Here is a 25,426-nt window from a genome sequence, read left to right as displayed (position 1 = left end):
GACAAGAGGCGCTGCGCTTTAGAGGAAACAAAAAACACAATTATCACTTCCTCATTCTCTTCTCATTCACTTCTCTTTGTGCAAAAAATATTTGAACCACAGAGAACACCGAGGCGCTTCGCACTACATAGAGAAACCAATATTTACTAAGAAATTTTGATCTCTTCCTCTGTGCTCTCTGTGTCCTCTGTGGTTAGAAAAAGCTCTTTAATTCACAAAGAGGATAAGAGGCGCTGCGCTTTAGAGGAAAACAAATTAAGTAAGTTATTGGTTTACCTCATTCTCTTCTCATTCACTTCTCTTTGTGCAAATTTTTTAAAAACATATTGAACCACAGAGCACACCGAGGCGCTTCGCGCTACACAGAGAAACCACTATCAACAATTATGGTCTCGCTTTCTCTTCCTCTGTGCTCTCTGTGTCCTCTGTGGTTAGAAAAAGCTCTTTAATTCACAAAGAGGTTATGAGGCGCTGCGCTTTAGAGGAAACAAAAAACATAATTATCACTTCCTCATTCTCTTCTCTTTGTGAAAATATTTTCGGCACTAAAGTACCTCCTACACGCATCTCCCACCAACAACACCGTTCAGCTTACAGCTCAAACTTCTGCTTTATCTTTTCGATAATCTCAACATTCGCTGCTGGGAAGCTGTAATCATCAAGCTCGCTCAGTGCAACCCACTTACCTTGTTGGCCTTCTGCACCATGGGCAGTGCCTGTGAAATCATCAACAATGTGCACATCTAAGCGCACGCATTTATCGCCGTAGTCATGCTCGATAACCATTAGCTCTTCGCTGCCGTTTACGGTTAGGTTTACTTCTTCTAACAGCTCACGCTGAAGTGCTGCAAACACACTTTCGCCCTGCTCTACTTTTCCGCCTGGGAATTCCCACAAGCCGCCTTGGTGTTTGTCGTCTGGGCGCTTACAAATAAATAACTGCTGATCTTTATAAATAACGCCAACAGCAACATGCACTACTTTTTTTGTCATTTGTTATTCCTCAATCATAAAAAAAGCGACGCAAGCGTCGCTTTTTATCAGCGTATTTTGGTTACTTTAATTTACCGCAACACTGTTTAAATTTATTACCTGAACCACATGGGCAAGGCTCGTTACGGCCTACTTTAGGCTCTGCACGGTGAGTTACTGTAGCACCTTCTGGTGTTTCGCCACCAATGTGCTCAGCTTCTTCGTGTTGGTATTCACGTGGTGCATTTTCGCTACGACGATGTTGCTCTTCAACTTTCTCAACATCTTCTTCTGCGCGAACTTGCACTTTACTTAAAATACCAACAACGTCGATTTTTAAGTTCTCAAGCATTTCAGAGAACAGCTCAAACGACTCACGCTTGTACTCTTGCTTTGGATTCTTCTGTGCGTAACCACGTAAGTGGATACCTTGACGAAGGTGGTCCATCGCTGCCAAGTGATCTTTCCAGTGTTGGTCTAGGCTTTGTAGCATAATCGCTTTTTCGAATTGACGTAGTACAGACTCACCTACCATCTCTTCTTTTTGCTTGTATGCTTGCTCAACCGCTTCTTCGATACGCTCACGAAGTTTTTCTTCGTATAGTTTGCTATCGTCAGCTAACCATTGTGAAATTGGCAGCTCAATTAAGAAGTCCAGTTTTAAGCGCTCTTCAAGACCTGGAATATCCCACATTTCAGCTAAGCTTTGCGGTGCAATATATTGGTCAATCGTACTGTTAAGAACGTCGCTACGAATTGCAGTGATAGTTTCTGAAATATCGCCTTCTTCAAGTAGCTCGTTACGCTGTGAGTAAACAACACGACGTTGGTCGTTTGCTACATCATCGTACTCAAGTAGTTGCTTACGAACGTCGAAGTTGCGTGCTTCAACTTTACGTTGTGCGTTTTCGATTGCGCGGTTAACCCAAGGGTGCTCAATCGCTTCGCCGCGTTGCATACCTAGTTTACGCATCATGTTAGTCATGCGCTCACCAGCGAAGATACGCATTAGCGCGTCGTCCATTGATAAATAGAAACGGCTTGAACCCGCATCACCTTGACGACCAGAACGACCACGTAACTGGTTATCGATACGACGAGACTCGTGACGCTCAGTACCAATGATGTGTAAACCACCCGCTTCGATTACTGCATCGTGACGTTTTTGCCACTCATCTTTAATCGCTTTGATTTGTTCATCAGTCGGGTTTTCTAGCTTTTCAACTTCGCTGTGCCAGTTACCACCTAACACGATATCGGTACCACGACCGGCCATGTTAGTTGCAATGGTTACTGTGCCAGGTAAACCTGCATCGGCAACAATGTCTGCTTCTTGCGCGTGGAACTTAGCATTAAGTACGTTGTGCTTAATTTTTTCTTTACGTAAGAACTGCGATAAGTACTCAGAACTTTCGATAGAAATCGTACCCACAAGTACCGGTTGACCGCGTTCTTGACAATCTTTGATATCAGCAAGAATTGCTTCGTACTTCTCTTCTTGTGTTAAGTACACAAGGTCAGCACGATCGTCACGGATCATCGGTTTGTTAGTTGGCATTACTACTGTGTCTAGACCATAGATAGACTGGAACTCAAACGCTTCGGTGTCTGCTGTACCTGTCATACCCGCTAATGTGTCGTATAAACGGAAGTAGTTTTGGAATGTGATTGATGCCAATGTTTGGTTTTCGTTTTGAATGCGAACACCTTCTTTTGCTTCAACAGCTTGGTGTAAACCTTCTGACCAACGACGACCTTCCATTGTACGACCTGTATGCTCATCAACGATGATAACTTCGTTTTCTTTAACAACGTAATCAACGTCTTTTTGATACAGCTTGTGAGCTCGTAGCGCCGCATACACATGACTTAATAATGTGATGCTAGAAGCTGAGTAAAGTGAATCACCTTCTTCGATTAAGCCACGCTCAATTAATAGTTCTTCAACTTTGATTTGGCCACGTTCAGTTAAGTGAACTTGCTTAGATTTTTCGTCGATAGTGAAGTCGCCGTCACCTTCAACGCCTTCTTCATCTTCTTTTTCTTGCAGCTCAAGTTCTGGCACAATTTTGTTGATTTCGATGTAAAGCTCAGAGCTGTCTTCTGCAGGGCCTGAGATAATAAGCGGCGTACGCGCTTCATCGATTAGGATTGAATCCACCTCATCCACTACTGCGTAGTAAAGTGGGCGTTGCACACGTTCTTCAATGCTAAATGCCATGTTATCGCGTAGATAATCAAAGCCAAATTCGTTATTCGTACCGTAAGTAATGTCGGCAGCATAAGCGATTTTCTTTTGCTGTGGCATCATGCCTGGTACGTTGCAGCCTACTGTTAGGCCTAAGAATTCAAATAATGGACGGTTAGTTTCGGCGTCACGTTTTGCAAGGTAGTCATTCACAGTAATAACGTGAACACCTTTACCTGTTAAACCACGAAGGTATGCAGGTAATGTTGCAGTAAGTGTTTTACCTTCACCGGTACGCATCTCTGCGATACGACCTTGATGTAACACCATACCACCTAGTAGCTGTACGTCGAAGTGACGCATGCCATTTACACGCTTAGATGCTTCACGTACCACAGCAAATGCTTCTGGTAAGATATCATCTAGGCTTTGTCCGTTATCGTAACGCTCTCTAAATTCAGCTGTTTTTGCTTTTAAATCTTCATCAGAAAGCGCTTCTAATTGCTTTTCAAGCGCATTAATTAGAGCGACCGTCTTTCTTAGGTTTTTAATAGTGCGGTCATTGCGACTACCAAAAATCTTGGTAAATAAATTAGATATCATGATAAAACCGTTACAATATATTCTTTGTTAGCTAGTCATTAGCTAACCCACTTTCTTCAATTGATAATTAATATGCGCTTATGCTCATGATGTAGGGCATATTAATTAACAATTTATCAGTACGCTGTTCAAAACACCGTCAGTACGCTGTTCAAAACACCGCTTATTTCGTGCGCTATCATACCAGAGTCTGCGCAACATCAAACCTTCTGTGTGTGAAGATATGGAATTTCGGCAAGAAAATTTAAAAATCAGCCATAATCTTTGATCTAACCCCATAAAAAAGGTGAAAACAAGACCACTGAGTAGATATGGCGACAATTGAAATAAAATCAAGATCAGGGATGAAAAAAGGAGCTCAATTGTAGGCGCGATTTCATATCGCGAAACCTGCAAAAGTGAAAATTAATATTCACAAAGAGGATAAGAGGCGCTGCGCTTTAGAGGAAAACATATTGAACCACAGAGAACACCGAGGCGCTTCGCGATACACAGAGAAACCAATATTTACAAAGAGGTTATTGTCTCGCTTTCTCTTCCTCTGTGCTCTCTGTGACCTCTGTGGTTAGAAAAAAGGATCTTTAACTTACAAAGAGGTTATGAGGCGCTACGCTTTAGAGGAAAAAAAATTAAGTAAGTTATTGGTTTACCTCACTCTCTTCTCATTCTCTTCTCTATGTGCAAATCATGTAAAAACAATATTTGAACCACAGAGAACACCGAGGCGCTTCGCGCTACATAGAGAAACCACTATCAACAAAAAGGTTATGGTCTCGCTTTCTCTTCCTCTGTGACCTCTGTGGTTAGAAAAAAGCTCTTTAATTCATAAAGAGATTATGAGGCGCTGCGCTTTAGAGGAAAATAAATTAGGTAATTTCTTGGTTTACCTCATTCTCTTCTCATTCACTTCTCTTTGTGCAAATATTGTAAAAACAATATTTGAACCACAGAGCACACCGAGGCGCTTCGCGCTACACAGAGAAACCACTATCAACAAAGAGGTTATGGTCTCGCTTCCTCTGTGCTCTCTGTGACCTCTGTGGTTAGAAAAAAGATATTTAACTCACAAAGAGGTTATGAGGCGCTGCGCTTTAGAGAAAGTAAAAAAATGGACCTGTGGTTCCCTCATTCCTTTCTCATTCACTTCTCTTTGTGAGAAAGATCTGACGCGCGAAATAAATTTCACGCCTACATCAAACGTAGGCGTCACGCTTGCTTGGCGCGCATGCCATAAAACGCGAATCATGCACATCAACACATAACCAACAGGCAATGCTGGGCAACTCAAAACTGACGGCTGAAAGCTGATGGCTTTACTTATTTTTTCCGCCCGTGTTGGGCTAAGCGCTCTAATTTTTCTTTTAACGATGGAGGGGCGTCAGCAGCAATAGCTGTTAAATAGTCCGCCGTTTGCTCACTCATATGGCGCTTTGATTGCGGTTTTTTTTCAGCTTCTTTTGATGTAGATAAGCGCTGAGTAGCTTGTGGGTTGGCGGTAATTTTAATTTGTCCAAGCTCTACCATGCCAGCGGCACGAAAATGCGAGAGCATATCCATTTTTAAATAATTTAAACGCAGTGCAATCGGTGCAGAAACCGCTTCAATCATCAAAGTACCATCGCGGTAATTACTTACCCGGCATTTTTTGGAAAGCGTTTCACCTAAAAACTCGTCTAAAATCGTTTGTTGACTCGACAGGCCTTGGGTTTTACCAGCATAAGACGCTAAACGACCACTCAAGCCCGCCATAATATCGCCAAGAGCCTTTGGCGCATATCTATCTTTTGCCATTAAATCTTCTACCTAAAGGGGTTAATCACCACATAGGGAATATACCACCTACGTAAATATGAAGCTATCAGGTTTAAGGCACAAGGTGCGAGATGCGATTTTGTTAATGTAAGTCGTCATTTATGGCAACAAGATATTACGTACGTTTCATCAATGACGCGCTAAAGCACGACCTACAAGAAAGCTCGAAATAAATTTCACGCCTACATCAAAGACATCTAATCGAACAAAGAGGGTAAGAGGCGCTGCGCTTTAGAGGAAGTAAAATAATGATCTTGTGGTTCCCTCATTTTCTTCTCATTATTTTCTCTTTGTGTAAAAACAATATTTGAACCACAGAGTACATAGAGGCGCTTCGCGCTACATAGAGAAACCACTATCAACAAAGAGATTATGGTCTCGCTTTCTCTTCCTCTGTGCTCTCTATGTCCTCTGTGGTTAGAAAAAGATCTTTAGCTCACAAGGAGGGTAAGAGGCGCTGCGCTTTGAAGTAAAAATTTAATAAGTTCTTGGTTTACCTCTTTCTCTTCTCATTCTTTTCTCATTGTGCACATCGTATAAAAACATGTTTAACCACAGATCTCATTGTAAAAATATTTTCGGCACTAAAGTACCTCCTACATGCATCACCCATTCCGTTTAAAGCTTCTTGAACTCTTTAATCGTTTAAAAATAATTCTTTGCGATTGCTAGCTCCAATAATATTTTTCCTTTGGGGTTTCTGGTACTCTTTTCCTTTATTTTTTAACTTATTCACACAATGACACAATACTCTCTTACTTTAATCGTATTAGCCGGTGGGCTTGGTAGTCGTTTTGGCGGAAACAAACAAATAGCAGAGATCCCAGGGTTGGGCTGCACCATAATGGAATTAAGCATTCGTGATGCAATAAAAGCGGGTGTAAGCCAAGCTGTTATCATCATAAATAAAAAAATCCGCGCCGAACTTGAAGCAACCATACTGCCTCGCTTACCTAAATCACTTGAGGTTGTGCTTGTTGAACAAGAAATTAGTATGGTACCTGAGCAGTACAGCCATTTAGCGAAAGATCGTATTAAGCCTTGGGGAACTGGGCATGCTCTGTTATGTGCAAAGCCCTATGTAAAGAACCCCGCTATTGTCATCACTGCTGATGATTATTATGGGGCATCCTCTTTTGAAATAATGGCTAAACACTTTAAAAATAATAACGATTGGGCCATGGTTGGTTTTCCAATCAAAAACACACTTTCTGAACAAGGTGGTGTAAATCGTGGTGTTTGTGAAGTGAATGAGCAGCAACAACTTACTAATGTGATTGAGTATTTAAATATAAAACTTGAAGATAAGACCTTGTATGGTGACAACCCTCAGGGTAAGCGCGAAGTAATTTCGACCGAAGCTCTAGGCTCCATGAGTTTTTGGGGAGTAACGCCAAACATATTCAACGAGTTAGAAATAGGCTTTGCGCAATTCCTAGAACATAATGACAACGGTGTCACAAAAGAGTATTATTTACCTGATCAAATCCAAACTGCTGTTAAAAACAATCAACAATCTGTCATGGTCTATCAAGCGCAATCAGCCTGGTATGGCGTCACTTACAGAGAAGAGCTAGAAAAGGTTTCGAAAAAGCTTTATGAATTACATCATGGACGAACAACCAGCAACCACAGCTGTTCAAACGCATTTTAAAAGTGAACTTTCTATGAAGTCTAACCCTGTCGCAGAACACTTATCAGAGTGTTTTGGCCTAAATAAAGTGGATATTAGCCTAAAACCGATTGGCAATGGCCATATAAATACCACCATGCTATTAAAAGCAGATGATCAAGCACTTGTGGTTCAAAAGTTAAATACAACCGTTTTTCCGAATCCTGAACAACTTGTTGAAAATGCTCGCTTAATTGAACAGCATTTAACTGTAAAGCACGACAATGGTGAATATAACCTCGACATTATTCGTCATGTGCCCACCATTCAAAATGACTTTTTAGTTGAGTGTGATCAAGGCGTGTGGCGCGCACTCGAATTTATTGGCGGCAGCTACAGTGAAGATGTGGTAGCAACCATATCGCAAGCACAAACTGCAGCCAATGCATTTGGACAATTTGCTTTAGCCTTACAAGATTTTCAGGCTGATCAGTTGCATCATGTGATCCCTGATTTTCATAATTTAGCAATGCGTTTTGACGCGTTCAAAAACGTGTTAGCAAAAGACCCAGCAAGCAGAGTAGCGCTTTGCCAAGACGATATTGACTTTTGTTTAGCACAACAAGGTTTAGTAACTGAACTTAAAGAGCTTGAGGGTAAGATCCCACTTAGACCTTGCCATAATGATACTAAGATTAACAACATGCTGTTTTGCACACAATCTGACGATGCTAAAGCAGTAATTGACCTAGACACCTGTATGCCGGGTTATTGGTTATTTGATTTTGGCGATATGGTGCGTACCTTCTGCTCACCAGAGCAAGAAGATTCTACTAATTTGAGCAATGTTCGTGTGCGTGAAGAGATATTTGCAGCGATTGTGAAAGGTTATGTTGAGCCTTTAAAAGATGTGATCACCGATACTGAAAAAGAAAGCTTTTGGTTAGGCACAAAGGTCATGACCTTTATGATTGGCCTGCGCTTTTTAACAGACTTTATTGATGGCGATAATTACTTTGCTACCAAGCATGCAAACCATAACTTAGAGCGTGCCCGTAATCAGTTTGCTCTTTACCGTGATATTCTTGAAAAAGAACATACTTTAAAAGCGATTTTAGAGATAAATAAAGGTTAGAGTTGCTAGTTGCTAGTTGCTAGTTGCTAGTTGCTAGTTGCTAGTTGCTAGTTGCTAGTTGCTAGTTGCTAGTTATCGTAGGCGCGATTTTACATCGCGCAATATAAACCGTAGGCGTCACGCTTGCTTGGCAAGTCTTACATTAAACTCCCAAGCAACAAAACATTTTGAACCACAGAGAGCACAGAGAAACCAATATTTACACAGAGATTTGGTCTCTTTCTCTGTGCTCTCTGTGTCCTCTGTGGTTAGAAAAAAGATCTATAACTCACAAAGAGAATAAGAGGCGCTGCGCTATAGAGGAAAACAAATAAAGTAAGTTATTGGTTTACCTCATTCTCTTCTCATTCACTTCTCTTTGTGTAAAACAATATTTGAACCACAGAGATCACAGAGGCGCTTCGCGCTACACAGAGAAACCAATATTAACAAAGAGATAATGGTTTCTCCTTCTCTGTCTCTGTGCTCTCTGTGTCCTCTGTGGTTAGAAAAAAGATATTTAACTCACAAAGAGAATAAGAGGCGCTGCGCTTTAGAGAAAACAAAAAACATAATTATCACTTCCTCATTCTCTTCTCATTCACTTCTTTTTGTGCAAATCTTGTAAAAACAATATTTGAATCACAGAGCACAGCGAGGCGCTTCGCACTACACTGAGAAACCAATATTTACAAAGAGATTTGGTCTCTTTCTCTGTGCTCTCTGTGCCCTCTGTGGTTAGAAAAAAAGATATTTAACTCACAAAGAGTGATAAGAGACGCTGCGCTTTAGAGGAAAACAAAAAACATAATTATCACTTCCTCATTCTCTTCTCATTCACTTCTCTTTGTGCAAATTTTTTAAAAACATATTGAACCATAGAATTCACAGAAGCCCAGCCTTATAGAAGTAAATAAAGTATTTTTGGATTTACTCTTTCTCTTCTCACTCACTTCTCTTTGTGAAAAAAGATCTGTACGCGGAATCAATATCATGTCTACAGCAACCTTGCACTTTTCGGCTCAAAAATGCCAAATACAGCGAAAAAATATACTGAATCACATAATCTAAATTTTGCTCTTAACCGTATTTAGGCGCTGTATAAAAACAAAAACCCCAGCAAAAGCTGGGGTTTTGGAAAGTAGATATACTTAAATAAGTATAATCAATTAGTTAGTACCTGTTACTTCTCTTTCTTCACACTCAATAGAAACTTGTCCTGTTAGAGTGTCAGTGCTCTGAACATTCTCAAATGTGAATGTTTGTGATTGACCACCACCATCAACTTTTGCACCACGGATTGTTGCACGTACTTTGTAGGTACCACCGGCTTCAAGGCCAGCAAGGCTAAATGTTGAATTACCTTGTCCCTGAGCTAATGATGCTGCTTTACCATCTTTTGCATAAGTTACAATAGAGCCAGAAAGATCTGGATTAACTGTATTATCTGCAGCACAAACACCGTTAAGAGTTACTGCACTATCGAATGTCTCAACCGTATTATTAAGTGTAACTTCAACGTCACCACAAATTGGTTGGTTTTCTTGCTCGTACCAAGTGTTACCTGCGTTATCATATACACGAACTTTAGCTACTGCATCAGATGAAATACCAAAGCGAGCTGTCGATGCACCTGATAGAACCTGTTTAGTAGTACTTCTGATGTAGCTAGAAATAGAACCATCTGGTGAAGTCATAACTACTGCTAGTCCACGAGCAGGTAAGGTGCCACTAACAACTTTAACTGTTACACCTGCACTACACACAGGAACACTCTGATTCATTGAGAAGAATGTTAAATGGTCAGTCATAAAGCTAGCCGGATAAGTGCCATCTGTATTTGCAGCGCCTACTGTAGCTTTGAATTGCTCATCTTTCCACATACCAGTGTCTTCATTGTGTGAAGATACGTTAAGGATGTCGCCTTCACTTACACCACTGCTAGCAGGTAAAGTTACAGATACATTAATAGCAGGAGTAAACTGCTTAACTTTAGTCTCACCAGCAGTCATTGTGATGTTAGTTACGCCAAGTGACTCTTTCACTTCTGTAGTGCTGTTTTCATTTAAGCCGTCAGGAATGATAAGACCAGTACCACTTACACTTGAATCAGCCGCCAACACATTTAATTTAACAGCGCCACCAGCAACAGCATCACCATTTGCGTCTTTTAAAGTTGTGCCTGCAGGAATTGTTACATCTGACTTAGCGCCGTCTTTACTAGCAACAGCAACGATAGGATCAATCGTGGTAGCGTCTGTTAGTTCAACTTCTGTTGTAGCTGAAGCTAAACCTTCAGAGTCAGCAGGAACTAAAGCAAAGTTTAGAGGAATGTCATTAGAACCTTCATCAACTTGAGCGTCTAGATCAACAACAAAGCTTTTACCTACGTAACCGTCAAAAGTTACTTGTGCAGTTACTTCGCCTGTAGCATCTTCTTTCGGAAGGAAAGTAAAGTTACCAGAATCATCAACAGTAACCATGCTAAGTTCTTCACCGTTAGGATCCACTAAGCTTGTTGCAGCTTCACCATCAACCATGAAAGTAACCATTGCACCAACAAGAGCATCAGCGTTTGTAGCATCAATAACATTTACTGAAAATATTTTGTCTGGTTGCTCAGTAACAATTGTATCAGGTGGAACGATTTCTGTTACTGGTGGTACAACTGGATCTGGCACGACCTCATTTTTGTCGTCATCACTCGAACAGCCTGAAAGAGCAAAAACTGATGCTACAGACATAGCTAGTAGCGTTTTTCTGTTAGTAAACATAGGGAGTCCTTTTATTCCTTTTTTAAAATAAACGTATCAAATAAGGTCGATATACAGGGAAATCTCCAACTAAACCCATAGTTGAAAGCAAAATAATTAATAATTTCCCATTGCTACCTGATAGGTTAAATAACAATCACAACATTTGCAACTGTGATTTTACACAAAGAGCCTTTATTTTACTAAAAAAGGCTCAATAAAAATTATAGATAATATTTACAATCCAGCAATTAGAATTACAAAAAATAAATCAATTTGTCGATTTTAAACTTTTTATTCCTAAAACAGAAACAATGATTATTTGTATTCTAAGTAAACATCTCTCAAGCGGCTAAAATTAGCATATAAATATGCTTTAGATAACCGCCCCTGATTCAGATATTTACGGTCGATGCTAACACTATTTACTGGCTTATAAGCTTGATTAAAAATCAATGTATTTTGAGACTCACCAATTCGTGTACCAATCGAGTGTCGCCAAGCTTCCGTACCTTTTACTTGCCCGTAACGCGTTACTGACATGTCTTTACGTGGTGAGAGCGGAATACTAAAAGCAAAGCCTATTTTTCTTGCATCGGTATCTTCGCCATAAAGAGCTAGATAACTATCACCAAACCAGAACCTACTTTCTACTTTAATGCCTGAGTCTTCATTCCAAAACTTACCAACCTCAGCATGAAACGTAACATCATGCTCAACCCAGTTAAATTGGTAGGCTATTGTTTGATAATCTCTATTTGCATCGTAGTCTTGGTAGTCAAAGTAACCAATATTTGCGCTTACCTTGTGGCGACCTTCAGGACTAAGCCAAGTAGTTTCGTTTTGGATGCCATAAAAATCAAAACGTTCTTTATAATACCCAAGCTGTGTTTGGTTATAAATGCCGTAAGGTAATGCGAATGTTTGATAAAGTGTCGCTCTATCAAATTCAGATTCTTCACGGTAATACCTAAATGCTGCATCTTCATCAAAGTCGTCGCTATTAGCTACACTTACCTGACCACCAAGGTTGATACCCGCACCTTGCCATAAAGGTATGTCTACATCGGCGCGGAGCGCTAATGAAAAATCATATACTCCTAATTCAGTAGCATAGGCATTCGTAAGTGCAGGGCTAAAAGTTACACGCGGCTTAAAGTAAGGCGAGTTAGTATTCATTAAACCAACCCAAGTAAGTGCTCTTGGTAGTGGCATAGCACCTTGATAAACAACTACCTCAGGATGCTTTTGCGAAAGAATAAACTCGCGGTACTCGTCTACGTTACCTTTTAGGCTAAGTTGAGGAATATCTTGCTTAGACATAAAAACATTAAACTCAATGCCTTCACTGCTTACATATTGCGAAATTCGGCCAAGCACTAAACCAATTGCATCAAGGTCATTACGATTAAAAGTTGAGTTTTCAAACTTAACAACAATTTGCTTATCGTTATTAAAGCCCACTTGTACACTTTCGAAACCATCTTTAACTAAAGCATGCTTTAACGTTGCAGCTTGCCTTGTCATTTCTTTATTGCTTTCGAAATAACGGTGTGCGTTAGGATCTTTTATAGTTACAGGTTCTTTATTAGCGTTAAGCTTAAAGTAGGCTAGTTCATCACTTTCAGATACCACTGGTTCTGGCGCACTTTCGATCGCCTCGTACTCAGGTTTTGTGAATAATGGTATTTTGAAGTTAACACCCCAAGATGTGTCTTCTTCACTGTAGTCTGTATTACTATAAAAACGGCTAGTGAATGTTAACTCACCGATATCGTATAACCACTTTTTAGGCACTGTGACTTTTACGGCTGCATTAAATGCATCAGCGTCATGCTCTGCTTGCAACGCAAACCAGTCAAATGGTTGCCATTCAATACCAGCAAAAGGGCCATCCATTTGGCCTGTAGCACGATCACTGACTGCGTAACCTGCAGAAAATCTAAAATCCCACAATTCTTTAGAGGCAACAGCGTAGTAAGTTTCGTAGTTATTTGCTGCACCACCGATATCTTTTGCACCAATAGCAACAGTTAACCAGTCTTTTGGTATATAGGGTAATTGGTATTTAGCGTTAAACGATACATCTCGCAATTGCTTTTCATTAACGAGAAATAAATTATCATTCATAGATTCGGCAGCAATTAAACCACTGACTTCAAAACCGTCAAATAAACCTGCAGCAAAAGAGAAGTTATGACCATCAATATACTCTTTACCTCTAAGATCAAGCATGTTGTTGTAACCAATATCAATATTGCCTACATCAATTACATTTGCATTAGGGGTATTTATTAGGCCTGTATAGCCAGTAAAAGATTGATAGTTATTAATTTTTTCTGAAGCTAGCACAGGAGCGCAAAGGGTTGCTAACCCGCTAATGAGTAAAGTGTTCGCCTTTAGCATAACTCGAATCCATGAAGAATTATTAGAATTTTTTGTTAACGCCAATATAGCATTAATTAACTAAATTAGTTAGTTGTTCATGTTTAAAAAGTTAATACAAAAATGAAATTTAAATGATAGAGAAAACTAAATAATCTTGTGGTTTCCTTATTCACTTTTCATTGTGTTTAAACAATATTTGAACCACAGAGCGCACCGAGGCGCTTCGCGCTACATAGAGAAACCAATATTTAAAAAGTTTGATCTCTCCTTCTCTTCCTCTATGCTCTCTGTGTCCTCTGTGGTTATAAAAAGTTCTATAACTCACAGTTAGTTACAACTCTCTTCGCTCAAAAGAAAATAATTTTGTGGTTTCCTCATTCTTTTCTCATTCACTTCACTTTGTGTAAAAACAATATTTGAACCACAGAGTACACAGAGGCGCTTCGCGCTACACAGAGAAAACAAATAATCACAAAGAGATTATGAGACGCTTCGCTTTAGAGGAACACAAATTACTAAGCTCTTGGTTTACCTCATTTTCTTCTCATTGTGTAAAAACAATATTTGAACCATAGAGAACACCGAGGCGCTTCGCGCTACACAGAGAAACCAATATTTAAAAAGTTTGGTCTCTCCTTCTCTTCCTCTATGCTCTCTGTGACTCTGTGGTCAGAAAAAAAAGATCTTTAACTCACAAAGAGAATAAGAGGCGCAACGCTTTAGAGAAATTAAAAAATAATCTTGTGGTTTCCTCATTCACTTTTCATTGTGTTTAAACAATATTTGAACCACAGAGCGCACCGAGGCGCTTCGCGCTACATAGAGAAACCAATATTTAAAAAGTTTGGTCTCTCCTTCTCTTCCTCTATGCTCTCTGTGACCTCTGTGGTTAGAAAAAAGGTCTTTAACTCACAAAGGCGTTACGCTTTAGAGAAAGTGAAAATAACCTTGTGGTTTCCTCATTCACTTCTCATTGTGCAAAAACAATATTTGAACCACAGAGAACACCGAGGCGCTTCGCGCTGCATAGAGAAAACAAATGATCACAACGAGATTATGAGACGCTTCGCTTTAGAGAAAGTAAAAAATAATCTTGTGGTTTCCTCATTCACTTTTCATTGCGTTTAAACAATATTTGAACCACAGAGCGCACCGAGGCGCTTCGCGCTACATAGAGAAACCAATATTTAAAAAGTTTGGTCTCTCCTTCTCTTCCTCTATGCTCTCTGTGACCTCTGTGGTTAGAAAAAAGATCTATAACTCACAGTTAGTTACAACTCTCTTCGCTCAAAAGAAAATAACCTTGTGGTTTCCTCATTCTTTCCTCATTCACTTCTCATTGTGCAAAAACAATATTTGAACCACAGAGTACACCGAGGCGCTGCGCGCTACATAGAGAAAACAAATGATCACAACGAGATTATGAGACGCTTCGCTTTAGAGGAACACAAATTAAGTAAGTTCTTGGTTTACCTCATTCTCTTCTCATTGTGTAAAAACAATATTTGAACCACAGAGCGCACCGAGGCGCTTCGCGCTACACAGAGAAACCAATATTTAAAAAAGTTTGGTCTCTCCTTCTCTTCCTCTATGCTCTCTGTGACCTCTGTGGTTAGAAAAAAAGGTCTTTAACTCACAAAGGCGTTACGCTTTAGAGAAAGTAAAATAATCTTGTGGTTTACCTAATTCTCTTCTCATTCACTTCTCTTTGTGCAAATTGTACAAAAAAATCTCACGCGCGAAATAAATTTCACGCCTACGGTATCGTATTCGACTTTATAAGAGTTTACTCATCCGACTTAAAACTTAATACCTACAGCTTATGAATAATCCAACAATACATGAAGAACTTTGCTCGTTGCCGTTATAGTCAATAACCTCTATGCTGAGGCTATGCTTCAAAAATAAGGATATTATTATGCAAATAAAACACCACGGAGCAGTTAACGGTGTTACAGGGTCTTGCCACCAGCTTGTTATTAACGACAACAACTCAATACTCATCGATTGCGGGCTGTTTCAGGGCGAAGACAGCCACGAAGATCTCAATATCGACTTTGACATATCAACCGTAAAAGCGCTTATTGTTACCCACTGCCATATTGATCACGTAGGCCGCATACCCTACCTATTTGTGGCAGGGTTTAAAGGACCAATATACACATCTAAAGCAACCGCAAAACTACTACCACTCGTTATTGAAGACGCATTAAAACTAGGTGTAACACGTGATGAAGCCATAATAAACACCTGTATAAGAAGACTAAAACAGCAAATAGTGAGTCTAGATTTTAATAAATGGTACTCCATACCTGTAGGAGTGGGCTTTAGCCCCGAAAAAGCAGCCTTGAGCTCCCAAAGCCAAGAAATTTTATTTAAAATCCGCCTACAACGCGCAGGCCATATTCTTGGCTCTGCCTATGTAGAAATTGAACTTGGCAAAAAGCCAAATAATCACAGAGTGGTATTCTCGGGAGATTTAGGAGCCCCATATACGCCATTATTACCCTCACCTAAACCGCCATACCGTGCCGATACCTTAGTAATAGAATCGACCTATGGTGATAAAAACCATGATGGCCGAAAAACGCGTGTAAAAGGTTTAAAAAATATTATAGAACGAGCCGTTACAGATAACGGTGTGGTGCTTATTCCTGCGTTTAGTATTGGCCGAACGCAAGAGCTACTTTATGAGCTAGAACAAATAATTCACTCAGCTCGTAAAAATTCAATGTGGCATAAACTACAAGTAATTGTAGACTCGCCCATGGCCGCCAACTTTACTGCACAGTACCAACACTTTAAAACCCTATGGGATAACGAAGCAAAGAAGCGAGTTAACCAAGGGCGTCACCCGTTAGATTTTGACCAACTACATACAATTGATACACACCAAGAGCACAAGGCACTCATTAACTTTTTAAGTTCAAAGCAACAGCCAGCGATTATTATAGCTGCCAGCGGTATGTGCACAGGGGGGCGAATTGTTAATTACCTTGAGCAGTTTTTACCTGACAAAACAACCGATATTATTTTTGTTGGCTACCAGGGCAAAGGCACGCTAGGAAGAGATATTCAAACCTACGGCCCAAAAGGCGGTTATGTATATATTAATAATCAAAAGGTTTATATAAACGCGGCAGTTCATACCATCAGTGGCTACAGCGCCCACGCAGATCAAAAGGGACTAATTAGGTTTGTAACAGGTATGAAAAAGAAACCGAAGTTAATAAAAATTGTACACGGCGATGACGAAGCCAAAGCAACTTTGGCTAAAAAATACCAAGCCCTACTGGGCGATAAAACTAAGGTTGAAATAGCTACATAGATTTACCTACATATTGAACTTTGAACCACAGAGTACGCGGAGGCACTGCGTGCTGCACAGAGAAAACCTGGTTAATAATTAGAAATTTAAACAAGGGAGCTAACTGTAGCGCCTATGATGTAATTAGGTTTGAATAATTTTGAACCACAGAGCACACAGAGGCGCTGCGCGCTACACAGAGAAAATCAAAGTTATAATTAGAAATTTAAACAAGGGAGCTAACTGTAGCGCCTATGATGTAATTAAGTTTGAATAATTTTTAACCACAGTGAGCACAGAGGCGCTTCGCACTATATAGTGATGAGAGCTCAGAGTAAGCAGGCGCTTGACCTTGATACATCAGTGGCTCCAATTAATTTTCAAGCCAAGAGAAAAACTAAACTTGAATTCGCTTAATACCATCCACCAACCTTGTAACATTAAAGTTAATAAGCAAACCTGTTTTGATGTCGGTTAATTTTAAATATGTAATTAACTGTGCTGTGTGAATGGGTAAAAGCTTTTCTACTACTTTCAATTCGATAATTAGCGACTTTGGAAGCAATATGTCAAGTCGATACCCAGCATCTAAACAGACACTCTTGTATGAAATAGGTAACTCAACTTGGTTAAGTGGTGAAAAGCCAACTTGCAGCAATTCATATACCAAGCAACTTTCATAGGTAGACTCTAATAAACCTGGCCCTAATTGTTTATGTACCTCAATAGCACACGCTATTACTTTACGGGTAATTATATCCATTTCCATATAGCCATCCTTGCTAATATTGAACATTTAAAAGCTGTTTATAATTTAAGAATAGCTTAAATTATCTTACTAATAATACGAAAAATACTTTTTGAACTACAGAGCACGCCGAGGCGCTGCGCGCTACATGGATAAATAAAATATTAAACAGTAGGCGTCACACCTGCTTGGTGCGTCTTATATACAACACCATTCCATCAACCAATGTCTGACCCACAAACAACACAATTTACCTGAAACCTAACGGCTGAAAGCTTAAAGACCTCCTTCTCTTCCTCTGTGCTATCTATGCCCTCTGCGGTTCTAATTAGATTAAAGACATAAACACTGCACACCGAGGCGCTACATAGAGAAAATTAAATTAATTCTAAAACTCATAAAACACCGGGCTGAAGATAAAGCACCTTATACCCTCTTTCTCTTCCTCTGTGCCCTCTGTGGTTCAAAGCTCTTAAAATTTTGGTATCCAAAACATCCCACAAACTAACATAACACTACCAAACAGCTCTTTCTGAGTTTTTAGTCTTGCCGTATTTACCTCTGTGTTCTCTGTGTCCTCTGTGGTTCAAAAGAGATCTTACGTGCATAATAAATTTCAGACCTACGGTATCAAATATCACTTTAGTAAAGAGTCTACACATTCACCTTAAGTCTATTAATTATCTCAATCTGTAATCCTCGCCCCCTTTGTGTTTAAAATGCTATTTAATAAACAAAAACGCCTACACAATGTGTAGGCGTTTGAATATTTCAGAAACTCAAAAACTAATTAAACCGCTTTTAAGTGACTCACTTTAGGCGCAACAATATCGTTTAAAAACTCAGAGAACTCACCGCCTAGTTTTTCGTCACGGATACCGTACTCTATAATCGCTTTTAAATAACCTAACTTATCACCACAATCATGTGCTCGGCCACTCATGTGGAACGCCTCAACAACCTCAGTTTTCATAAGCTCGTCAATCGCATCTGTTAACTGAATTTCGCCACCCGCACCAGCAGGTGTTTTAGCAAGTAACGGCCAAATAGCTTTTGATAACACATAACGGCCAACAACCGCTAAATTAGATGGTGCTTCTTCAGCTTTTGGTTTTTCAACCATCGTTTTAATTGGTGCGCTTTCGCCGGCTTTAATTTTAACGCCACCGATATCAGCAATACCGTACTTGTGAACACTTTCTTGTGGTACAGGTTCAAGCATAATCTGACTTGCTTTAACATCGTTAAAACGCTCGATCATCGCGGCAATGTTTTCGGTTTTTTGGTCTGCGGTGTAGCCATCTAAAATAACATCTGGCAGTACCACTACAAAGTCGTCATCACCTACGATTGGTTTTGCGCATAATACCGCATGGCCCAAGCCTTTCGCTTCACCTTGGCGAACATGCATAATGGTTACATCTGGTGGGCAAATTGAGCGCACTTCTTCAAGTAGCGTACGTTTAACACGCTTTTCAAGTGTTGCCTCAAGCTCAAAGCTGGTATCAAAATGGTTTTCAATAGCGTTTTTAGAGCTGTGCGTAACTAGCACAATTTCTTTTATGCCAGCTAAAACACATTCATTAACAATGTATTGAATAAGCGGCTTATCAACTAAAGGTAACATTTCCTTTGGAATTGCTTTAGTCATTGGGAGCATACGGGTACCAAGGCCCGCAACTGGAATCACTGCTTTCATAATTAGTCCCTTATTTAATAATTAAATCTACAATAACACCAAACTAACAGTACCAAAGTAGATACAAGCTGAATGATTTTTAATTTTATTTTTCGTAGATACTGATGTTTACAAAGAGTAAAAGAGATACAATTTACCAAAGAAATATCTCACAAAGAGGTTATGAGGCGCTTCGCTTTAGAAAAAACAAAAAGCATTATTATCACTTCCTCATTCTTTTTTCATTCACTTCTCTTTGTGAATAAATCTTCGCGCGAAATAAATCTCACACCTATATCAAAGGCATATAATTGCACAAAGAAACTAAGAGGCGCTTCGCTTTAGAGAAAACAAAAAGCATAATTATCACTTCCTCATTCTTTTCTCATTCACTTCTCTTTATGAATAAATCTTCGCAAAATAAATTTCACACCTATATCAAAGGCATATATTTGCACAAAGAAACTAAGAGGCGCTGCTCTTTAGAGAAAACAAAAAGCTTTATTATCACTTCCTCTTTCCCTTCTCGTTCACTTCTCTTTGTGAAAATATTTTTGGCACTAAAGTGCCTTCTACGATTTAGGCCTTTGATAAAGGCCTACAAACAACACTGCTCGGCTCAAAACTGACAGCTGAAAGCTATTTCGCCTTAATCACTTCCGAACAAATCGCGAGTATAAACCTTGTCAGCTACATCTTGCAGCTCTTCGGCCATGCGGTTCGATACAATTACATCAGAGATACTTTTAAGCTCATCAAGATTTTTAATTACACGCGAATTAAAAAATGCATCACCCTCAAAGGTTGGCTCGTAAACGACTACCTCAATCCCCTTAGCTTTAATGCGTTTCATAATGCCTTGAATGGCAGATGCTCTAAAGTTATCAGAGCCCGATTTCATCACTAAACGGTAAATACCAACCACCTTAGGGTTTTGTTTAATAATTGAATTTGCAATAAAATCTTTGCGGGTTGTGTTGGCATCTACAATAGCGCGGATCATATTGTTAGGCACATCTTGGTAGTTAGCGAGTAGCTGCTTAGTATCTTTAGGTAAACAGTAACCGCCATAGCCAAACGATGGGTTGTTATAGTGCTTACCTATGCGTGGGTCTAACCCTACGCCCTCGATAATTTGCTTTGCATCTAAGCCATGACTTTCAGCGTAGCTGTCTAACTCATTAAAGTAAGCTACACGCATTGCCAAATAAGTATTCGAAAATAACTTAATCGCCTCTGCTTCGGTTGAGTCAGTAAATAAAATCTCGATGTTAGTTTTTACGGCGCCCTCAGCGAGTAAGTTGGCAAATGTTTTTGCTCGCTCACTTTGTTCACCAACAATAATACGTGATGGGTGCAAGTTATCGTAAAGTGCTTTACCTTCACGTAAAAACTCTGGAGAGAAAATTATATTTTCTGTACCAAACTGCTCTTTAACCGATTTAGTGTAACCAACAGGCACGGTTGATTTAATTACCATGGTTGCTGTTGGATTAATCGCTAATACATCACTAATTACCGACTCAACCGAGCGAGTATTAAAATAGTTAGTGTCTGGGTCGTAGTCTGTTGGGGTGGCAATTACAACAAATTCAGCATTTAAAAGGGCTGACTCTTTGTTAGTGGTAGCAGTAAAATTAAGCGATTTATTAACTAAAAAGTCGCTTATTTCGGTATCAACAATCGGTGATTGCTTGTTTTGTAATAAACTAACTTTTTGTTCGTCTATATCTAGGGCGACTACTTCGTTATGCTGCGCAAGCAACATTGCGTTTGACAAGCCCACATAACCAGTACCCACTACTGCTATTTTCATTTATAAATCATCCTTTCAAAAAACTTTATAGCCTAGCTTAAGACCACTTACTCAAGATAAGTAAAGCCAAGCATAACCATAAATACTACCATTTGTTATAAATATTAAAAACCAATCTGTTACACAAAGCCTAGCCTTTAAAGTTAACAACTTTATTTTCTAGAGGCTCGTTTGTGGTAGATTGTTCTTTATTTTGTTTAGCAGTCCATACTAAATCGCAAATACCATCGGTAGGGTTAAAGCCAGTAGGTGCGTCTAATAACAGCTGGCGAATTGTTTCGTGATCAAAATTATGGCAAGCAATATCAAATGCTTCTAAAAATACATTAATTTCGGCAAGCGGCAGCATTACTTCGTTAGCAGTCATAATTCGCTCGTGGCAAGTTTCGCCTACGTTATCGCCAATTAATAGCTCTTCGTAGAGCTTTTCACCAGGGCGTAAGCCTGTGCACTCTATGGCAATATCGCCATGTGGGTTAGCACTGCTTTTAACCTCAAAACCCGATAAGCGAATCATTTTTGTAGCGAGGTCTTTAATTTTTACAGGTTCGCCCATGTCGAGCACAAATACATCGCCACCTTTACCCATAGCACCGGCTTGTATTACCAATTGTGCAGCCTCTGGAATGGTCATAAAAAAGCGCGTTATATCTTGATGAGTTAAGGTAATTGGCCCGCCCTCTTTAATTTGCCTACGGAACAATGGCACTACAGAGCCGCTCGAGCCAAGTACATTCCCAAACCGCACCATACAAAAACGGGTATTATGTTGCTTACCTTTATTTTGCGCTAACCCTTGTAAGCATAACTCGGCCATGCGCTTAGTAGCCCCCATAACATTGGTTGGGCGTACAGCTTTATCGGTAGATATAAGTACAAAGGTTTCGACTTTAGCATTCATTGCTGCTTTAGCTGCGTAGTAGGTACCAAATACGTTATTACGTACACCTTCAACCACATTATGCTCAACTAAAGGCACATGTTTATAAGCAGCAGCATGGTAAACGGTGTGCACTCCAAAGGTGATCATTACAGTCTCAATGCGGTTTATACGCTGAACAGAGCCCATAATTGGCACAAGCTCAATATTAAGCTCATTCGCTTGAATATGTTCGCACAACTCTTTTTCGATTGAGTATAAGCCAAACTCGTTTACCTCAAACAAAATAAGCTTTTTAGGTTGCTGCTTAATAATTTGCCTACATAACTCAGAGCCAATAGAACCACCAGCCCCGGTAACCATAACTACTTTATTTGTTATATTAGCAGCCATTAGCTCAGGTTTTGGCTCTACCGAATCACGGCCTAATAGGTCTTCTATTTCGACTTCTCTAAATTCAGAAAGCTTAGCTTTACCACCTACAATATCGGCCATACCCGGGATCGACAAAATCTGTATTGCTAACGGCTCTAATTGCGCAAGTACCTCTTTACGGCGTGAGCGACTCTCGCTTGGCATAGCTAGCAATATTTTACCAATATTTCGTTTATCAATTAGGGTATGTATGTCGTTAAATGCATATACAGGTACACCTTGAATTATTGAACCTTGCTTTGTTACATCGTCGTCTATAAATGCGCGTACATGGTACTCTGGCCCGGCCTCTAGCGCTGTTGCAAGTTGCCTACCTGATGACCCAGCACCATAAATTATAACTTGCTCTTTATGTGATGTAGACATTTTGCCAATCATAGCGCGCACTACAATGCGTGAACCACCGACTGTTAATAAACAAAGCCAAGCAAAAATAAAAGGCATAGAACGGGGCATCATCACCCCTAAAAAAAACGAGAATATAACCAGTGCTACAGTGGCTATTAAGGTACCAATAACAATGGCCCACAATGCTTGAGCGTTCATATAACGAAGCACCGCACGGTATAAGCCTAGGTTAACAAAAGCAATTAATGAGGTAGGCAACAATAAGCCAAGTACAAACCAGTACTCAAGAACATACAAGGGGGCCAAGCTGTCGAGCCGAACAACTAAGGCAAGCCAAAAGGCCGAAAAAATAAAAAATGAATCAACAACTAGAGTGATAGCGCGCTTTTTAGAACGAGGCGCGTTAAAGATAGAGTCTATTATTTTGTCCACTTGAAATCCCTTTTGTATTAAGCTTGAATTATCAGTTGTCCTAACTGAGCAAAAGCTTAATGATTGTTATACATCCATATAATATAGCTAGTGAGAGTAAAAATCACCAAAAACCAATACATTTTTATTAACTATTGATTTCACCAACCTTTTTATAAAAATTCGCTAAAACTTCAACCAGCTCACCTACTGACTCTTTTGGTAATTCGTTAATACCTGCAGCAGCTGCTCGGCCACCTCCAGTAGCAAACAGACTGCATACATCAACAGCGCCTTTCTTATTATTGAGTGGCGCTCTCACACTTACTGTGTAACTTCCTTTATTGTTATAGGTAAGCACAGCATGGGCTTTACTTGGCGCTTGGTTTGCAAGGTCGTTGCCTAATACGCCACTTACACGGCGAGCCCATGGCGCATCTTCAAGTAAAATAACTTTAGCTGTCTCGCAATTATGTATAACTTCAGCACATGCTGCTTTTTGCATATCTGCTTTGTAGGCTCTTTCTAATACATAATAAACCGACCCAAGATCGTTAATTGCATCAAAAGGAGACTCATATTTAAGTAGCTCATTAAACAAGTCTTCTGGAGCAAAGTGTAAATCGGCAATTTCACTGCCGTAGCCATTGTAATTAATGTAAGTACCAAATGCTTTTAACTGCGACTTTTCAAGCTCTGTAAGGTTTAATTTATCAGCCTCACAGTCAGCTTTAGTAAATAAGTTATCACCATAAGCTGCTGTAATGGCCCATAAGTGGTACTGCTTATCGATAAGGTCGCTTACTATTAAACTAGTGCACATATTCGCATCTAAATTAATATGTGCAAATAAGTTAACGTGCTTTGGAATATCACCCGCTTTATGATGGTCAACATACATAACTCGCGCCCCAACACATAGCGCATCGTGCAGTTCTGCCATATTTTTTTCCATCGAAATATCGAGTACACGAATATTATCACCGGCTTTTGGGGTGATTTTTTTTAATAATTGAATATCGCGTTTCACACCGGTTACTTTAACGCTATCTATAGGGTTCGCTAGCTGTAGCTGTAAAAGAGCGATTATGCCATCAGCATCGCCGTTAAAAATATCGTAGTTCATAAAATCTCAAAGTAATAAAGGATAAAGCATTAGGCGCTAGGATTTAGAAATTAGAAGCTAGAAGTCAGATATTAGAGGTCAGAAGTTAGACATCAAAGGTTAGATATCAGAGGTCAACAGACAGATATCAGTTGTTAGACGTCAGTAATCAGGTTTCTGGCTCTAGATTTCTATAATCCCTGCTTTGCGCAAATAGCCAATAATTTGCTCAACACTTTGCTCAATGCTTTGTTCTGCTGTTTTTACATGAATCTCTGGTTGCTCTGGTACATCAAAAGCCGAGCTAATACCTGTGAAATTAGGGATCTCACCTGCACGTGCTTTTTTGTACAACCCTTTAGGGTCGCGGCTCTCGCAAACCTCTAGCGGCGTATCAATAAACACTTCAACAAACTCGCCCTGGCTCATAATACTTCTAGCGCGAGCACGGTCTTCTTTAAACGGTGAAATAAACGCGGTTGATACAATTAAACCTGCATCAACGAACAGCTTTGCAACTTCACTAATGCGGCGAATATTTTCGATGCGGTCTTCGTCACTAAAAGTAAGACCTCTGTTTAAGCCCATGCGTACGTTGTCACCATCAAGCAAGTAAGTATGACAACCTAATTCAAATAACTTTGCCTCAACCGCATTTGCAATTGTCGACTTACCTGAGCCACTTAACCCAGTGTACCAAAGTAATAAAGGCTTATGCCCTTTATGTTGCTCTTTTTCAGCACGCGAAACGGTTTGAGTGTGCCATACAATGTTCTCGGTCATATTGCCTCTTGAGGTTCAGGGTTGATTTCAGATTTCAGATTTCAGATTTCAGATTTCAGATTTCAGATTTCAGATTTCAGATTTCAGATTTCAGATTTCAGAGTCAAAACGATTCTTTAAACTTGTCAACATAGCAGCTAACTCTTTTGACTCTGCAATCCAGCTTAAAGCGACTTCACGCCCTATATAACCAACCTCTAAACCTATGTAAATTTAAGTTCTAGCTTCAGCTAAAGAAGCTCTAGCAATATCAATAAAGCGACTCTTTTCTTTAAAGCTATCTCTACAAACACCCTCAGCAATATTGCTTGGCACTGAAAGTGCCTGAACGTGTTAATTGACTCCTGAAAGCATAGTTATTTATTTCAGAAGTGGTTTTATAAATTTCTGCACTTAATTTAACAGCTCTTTTCCAAATATCTAACTTTTCAAAATTCATCGCAGTTCCTTCTTACTTCTTTTCTCTGATATCT

14 protein-coding genes and 1 pseudogene are annotated in these 25,426 nt (G+C 39.7%); 3 read left to right on the top strand and 12 right to left on the bottom strand.

Features of this window, described 5'->3' with window-relative positions:
- Positions 1-591 precede the first annotated feature (591 nt).
- From mutT to E5N72_RS04365, 3 genes are all read right to left on the bottom strand, one after another.
- Entirely contained in the window at positions 592-993 is a 402-nt protein-coding gene (gene mutT / locus E5N72_RS04375; protein WP_135923394.1) for an 8-oxo-dGTP diphosphatase MutT, read from the bottom strand.
- Between the two features lie 61 nt (positions 994-1,054).
- Positions 1,055-3,763, bottom strand: a complete 2,709-nt coding sequence (gene secA / locus E5N72_RS04370) for a preprotein translocase subunit SecA (protein ID WP_135923393.1) — start codon at positions 3,761-3,763, stop codon at positions 1,055-1,057.
- Positions 3,764-5,080: 1,317 nt separating this feature from the next.
- A complete protein-coding gene (locus tag E5N72_RS04365) occupies positions 5,081-5,554 on the bottom strand; it encodes a DUF721 domain-containing protein (RefSeq protein ID WP_135923392.1) in 474 nt (157 codons plus the stop codon).
- 760 nt (positions 5,555-6,314) lie between these two features.
- Between E5N72_RS04365 and E5N72_RS04360 the strand changes: the two genes are divergently transcribed.
- A complete protein-coding gene (locus tag E5N72_RS04360; RefSeq protein WP_135923391.1) occupies positions 6,315-7,229 on the top strand; it encodes an NTP transferase domain-containing protein in 915 nt (304 codons plus the stop codon).
- 13 nt (positions 7,230-7,242) lie between these two features.
- A complete protein-coding gene (locus E5N72_RS04355; protein WP_135926225.1) occupies positions 7,243-8,322 on the top strand; it encodes an aminoglycoside phosphotransferase family protein in 1,080 nt (359 codons plus the stop codon).
- Positions 8,323-9,470: 1,148 nt separating this feature from the next.
- On the opposite strand, the gene E5N72_RS04350 is transcribed toward E5N72_RS04355, so the two are convergent.
- Both E5N72_RS04350 and E5N72_RS04345 read right to left on the bottom strand, forming a co-directional pair.
- Entirely contained in the window at positions 9,471-11,075 is a 1,605-nt protein-coding gene (locus E5N72_RS04350) for a hypothetical protein (RefSeq protein WP_135923390.1), read from the bottom strand.
- A gap of 297 nt (positions 11,076-11,372) precedes the next feature.
- A complete protein-coding gene (locus tag E5N72_RS04345; RefSeq protein ID WP_135923389.1) occupies positions 11,373-13,460 on the bottom strand; it encodes a YjbH domain-containing protein in 2,088 nt (695 codons plus the stop codon).
- A 1,900-nt stretch (positions 13,461-15,360) separates the two neighbouring features.
- Between E5N72_RS04345 and E5N72_RS04340 the strand changes: the two genes are divergently transcribed.
- Positions 15,361-16,770 carry an MBL fold metallo-hydrolase gene (locus E5N72_RS04340; RefSeq protein WP_135923388.1) on the top strand — a complete coding sequence of 470 codons (1,410 nt, stop codon included), beginning with the start codon at positions 15,361-15,363 and terminating at the stop codon, positions 16,768-16,770.
- A 376-nt stretch (positions 16,771-17,146) separates the two neighbouring features.
- On the opposite strand, the gene E5N72_RS04335 is transcribed toward E5N72_RS04340, so the two are convergent.
- From E5N72_RS04335 to E5N72_RS04305, 7 genes and pseudogenes are all read right to left on the bottom strand, one after another.
- Positions 17,147-17,518: a GxxExxY protein gene (locus tag E5N72_RS04335; protein WP_130050497.1), complete on the bottom strand. Its 372-nt coding sequence runs from the start codon at positions 17,516-17,518 to the stop codon at positions 17,147-17,149.
- A gap of 769 nt (positions 17,519-18,287) precedes the next feature.
- Positions 18,288-19,196: a UTP--glucose-1-phosphate uridylyltransferase GalU gene (gene galU, locus E5N72_RS04330; protein ID WP_135923387.1), complete on the bottom strand. Its 909-nt coding sequence runs from the start codon at positions 19,194-19,196 to the stop codon at positions 18,288-18,290.
- 628 nt (positions 19,197-19,824) lie between these two features.
- A complete protein-coding gene (locus E5N72_RS04325) occupies positions 19,825-20,991 on the bottom strand; it encodes a nucleotide sugar dehydrogenase (RefSeq protein WP_135923386.1) in 1,167 nt (388 codons plus the stop codon).
- 130 nt (positions 20,992-21,121) lie between these two features.
- Complete coding sequence (locus E5N72_RS04320) at positions 21,122-23,086, bottom strand: nucleoside-diphosphate sugar epimerase/dehydratase (RefSeq protein ID WP_135923385.1); 1,965 nt, start codon at positions 23,084-23,086, stop codon at positions 21,122-21,124.
- A 127-nt stretch (positions 23,087-23,213) separates the two neighbouring features.
- Positions 23,214-24,191: a DHHA1 domain-containing protein gene (locus tag E5N72_RS04315; protein ID WP_135923384.1), complete on the bottom strand. Its 978-nt coding sequence runs from the start codon at positions 24,189-24,191 to the stop codon at positions 23,214-23,216.
- Between the two features lie 162 nt (positions 24,192-24,353).
- Positions 24,354-24,953 carry an adenylyl-sulfate kinase gene (gene cysC, locus E5N72_RS04310; RefSeq protein ID WP_135923383.1) on the bottom strand — a complete coding sequence of 200 codons (600 nt, stop codon included), beginning with the start codon at positions 24,951-24,953 and terminating at the stop codon, positions 24,354-24,356.
- Positions 24,954-25,043: 90 nt separating this feature from the next.
- A pseudogene (locus E5N72_RS04305) lies at positions 25,044-25,392 on the bottom strand (four helix bundle protein).
- Positions 25,393-25,426: the final 34 nt, after the last annotated feature.

The sequence above is a fragment of the Pseudoalteromonas sp. MEBiC 03607 genome (assembly GCF_004792295.1).
Lineage (GTDB): Bacteria > Pseudomonadota > Gammaproteobacteria > Enterobacterales > Alteromonadaceae > Pseudoalteromonas > Pseudoalteromonas lipolytica_C.
The sequence above is the reverse complement of the archived record's forward strand: the minus strand, read 5'-3'. Positions and strand labels throughout refer to the sequence as shown.

Excerpts from the sequence above, each read along its gene's own strand:
- mutT (WP_135923394.1), bottom strand. The coding sequence starts at position 993 with ATGACAAAAAAAGTAGTGCATGTTGCTGTTGGCGTTATTTATAAAGAT.
- cysC (WP_135923383.1), bottom strand. The coding sequence starts at position 24,953 with ATGACCGAGAACATTGTATGGCACACTCAAACCGTTTCGCGTGCTGAA.
- E5N72_RS04325 (WP_135923386.1), bottom strand. The coding sequence starts at position 20,991 with ATGAAAATAGCAGTAGTGGGTACTGGTTATGTGGGCTTGTCAAACGCA.
- E5N72_RS04340 (WP_135923388.1), top strand. The coding sequence starts at position 15,361 with ATGCAAATAAAACACCACGGAGCAGTTAACGGTGTTACAGGGTCTTGC.
- E5N72_RS04350 (WP_135923390.1), bottom strand. The coding sequence starts at position 11,075 with ATGTTTACTAACAGAAAAACGCTACTAGCTATGTCTGTAGCATCAGTT.
- E5N72_RS04365 (WP_135923392.1), bottom strand. The coding sequence starts at position 5,554 with ATGGCAAAAGATAGATATGCGCCAAAGGCTCTTGGCGATATTATGGCG.
- E5N72_RS04315 (WP_135923384.1), bottom strand. The coding sequence starts at position 24,191 with ATGAACTACGATATTTTTAACGGCGATGCTGATGGCATAATCGCTCTT.
- E5N72_RS04335 (WP_130050497.1), bottom strand. The coding sequence starts at position 17,518 with ATGGAAATGGATATAATTACCCGTAAAGTAATAGCGTGTGCTATTGAG.
- galU (WP_135923387.1), bottom strand. The coding sequence starts at position 19,196 with ATGAAAGCAGTGATTCCAGTTGCGGGCCTTGGTACCCGTATGCTCCCA.
- secA (WP_135923393.1), bottom strand. The coding sequence starts at position 3,763 with ATGATATCTAATTTATTTACCAAGATTTTTGGTAGTCGCAATGACCGC.
- E5N72_RS04360 (WP_135923391.1), top strand. The coding sequence starts at position 6,315 with ATGACACAATACTCTCTTACTTTAATCGTATTAGCCGGTGGGCTTGGT.
- E5N72_RS04355 (WP_135926225.1), top strand. The coding sequence starts at position 7,243 with ATGAAGTCTAACCCTGTCGCAGAACACTTATCAGAGTGTTTTGGCCTA.
- E5N72_RS04345 (WP_135923389.1), bottom strand. The coding sequence starts at position 13,460 with ATGCTAAAGGCGAACACTTTACTCATTAGCGGGTTAGCAACCCTTTGC.